The organism is Burkholderia sp. HMSC10F09 (genome assembly GCF_001806955.1).
Classification (GTDB): domain Bacteria; phylum Pseudomonadota; class Gammaproteobacteria; order Burkholderiales; family Burkholderiaceae; genus Burkholderia; species Burkholderia multivorans.
This window is the reverse complement of the sequence record NZ_KV786691.1, coordinates 1-1,605: the sequence shown is the minus strand read 5'-3', so window position 1 is coordinate 1,605 and position 1,605 is coordinate 1. Positions and strand designations below refer to the sequence as shown.

The window sequence follows — 1,605 nt, the reverse complement described above, 5'->3', positions numbered from 1 at the left end:
CAGCGCGGCGAGCCGCGCGTCGAGCAGCCGGCGCGCGTCGCCGTCGAGTGCGGCCGCGCGCCGTTCGAGCGCGTCGAGCCGATGGAAGCGCACCGGATCGAGCCGCGCCGCGCCCTGCTCGCGCCATGCATCGAGCATCGTGCGCACCTGCGTCGCGTCGACCGTCACCGCGCCGGCCCTCCGTTCGAGGCGGACTTGCGCGGGACCGGCGCGATCTCGACGCGGCGGTTCTTCGCGCGGCCTTCGTCGTCGGCATTCGAGCTGACCGGCTGCTCGGATCCGAACGCGGCCGCGAACACCGACGACGCCGGGACGCCCTCATCGATCAGCGCGCGCGTGACCGTCAGCGCACGTTTCGCCGACAGCTCCCAGTTGTCCGCAAACATCCGGTTGCCGGCGCGCACCTGCTGATCGTCCGCGAAGCCGCTGACCATCAGGATCTGATCGCGCGTCTTCAGATACGCGGCGAGCGGGCCGGCGAGCGTCTTCAGCAGTTCGCGGCCGTCCGGCTGCAGCTGGTCGGAGTTCAGCGCGAACAGCAGGTTGCCGGCGATCCCGATACGCCCGTTCACGAGCGTCACGCGGCCGGCCGCAAGCGGCCCCGCGAGCGCCAGTTCGAGCGTCTTGCGCTGCTGCGCTTCCTGCTGGCGCGCACGCACGGCTTCCTCGAGCTTCGACGTCAGCTGCAGCTGCATGCCGATCACGCCGACGAGGATCAGCACGAACGCGCCGAGCAGCACCGACATCAGGTCGGCGAACGCGGGCCAGACCGGCGCGGCTTCCGCGCCGCCGTCGATTTCCTCGTGCATCGCTTACGCTCCGACGGAAGTGCGCCGCCCGGCGATCTGCTGCAAATCTTCGACGATCTGCTTCTGCGACATCATGCTCAGATCGATCACCTCGCGCGCCTGCGCGACGTAGTACTCGAGCTGTTCGTCGCTGCGCGCGAGCGACTTCTCGAGCGCGGCCTCGATGCGCTGCAGATGCGCGAGCAGCTTGTCGTTCGACTCGCCGAATACCTGCACGGCCGCGCCGAACGCATCGCCGAGGCTCGCGACGTCGACCGCACCGGCCGTCACCTGCGCGGCGACTGCATCGAGCTTGCGGCTTTGCGCGTCGACCGTGTCGTTGAAGCGCGCGCCGATCCGGTCGAGCAGATCGGCCGAGGTGCTGACGAGCGCGTCGATCGCCGCGCGCTGTTCGGTCGACGCGTGGTTGACCGCGCCGAGCAGCGTTTCGAGCGTCGCGAGCAAACGGCTGCGTTCTTCGAGCATCGCGGTGTCGCGCACCATGCTCTCCGAGAGCCGCTGACGCAGTTCGGCGACGACGTCGGCCGCCGCCTTCGGCGCTTCCGATGCGGCCTGCACGAGCCGCCCGATCTCGTTGATCGTGTCGCTCGCCTGTGCCTGCGCCTGCGCGGCGATGTCGTTCGCGGTGCGCGCGAGCGTATCGCAGATGTCCTGCTGACGCGCGGCTGCGTGTGCGCTCGCCTGCTGCCATTCGTCGCGCAGCGCGGCGGCCATCGCGGCGAGCGAGTCGTTCCAAGCGGACAGTCGTTGTTCGTCGCGCGCGGCAAGCTGCGTCTGCAGACCGGTGTGCGAGTCG

At 70.1% G+C, this 1,605-nt stretch carries 2 protein-coding genes and 1 pseudogene; all 3 read right to left on the bottom strand.

What is annotated here, in order from left to right:
• Positions 1–168, bottom strand: a 168-nt coding sequence (locus HMPREF3115_RS29190; protein ID WP_141751674.1) for a DUF2894 domain-containing protein, incomplete at its 3' end; no start/stop codon positions are given.
• Complete coding sequence (locus tag HMPREF3115_RS13000; protein WP_070554662.1) at positions 165–809, bottom strand: OmpA family protein; 645 nt, start codon at positions 807–809, stop codon at positions 165–167. The genes HMPREF3115_RS29190 and HMPREF3115_RS13000, both read right to left, overlap by 4 nt.
• A gap of 3 nt (positions 810–812) precedes the next feature.
• Positions 813–1,605 (bottom strand): annotated as a pseudogene (locus HMPREF3115_RS12995) (DUF802 domain-containing protein); the annotation flags it as partial.

Bases quoted from the DNA above. Each gene is read 5' to 3' on its own strand.
- HMPREF3115_RS13000 (WP_070554662.1), bottom strand. From the start codon at position 809: ATGCACGAGGAAATCGACGGCGGCGCGGAAGCCGCGCCGGTCTGGCCC.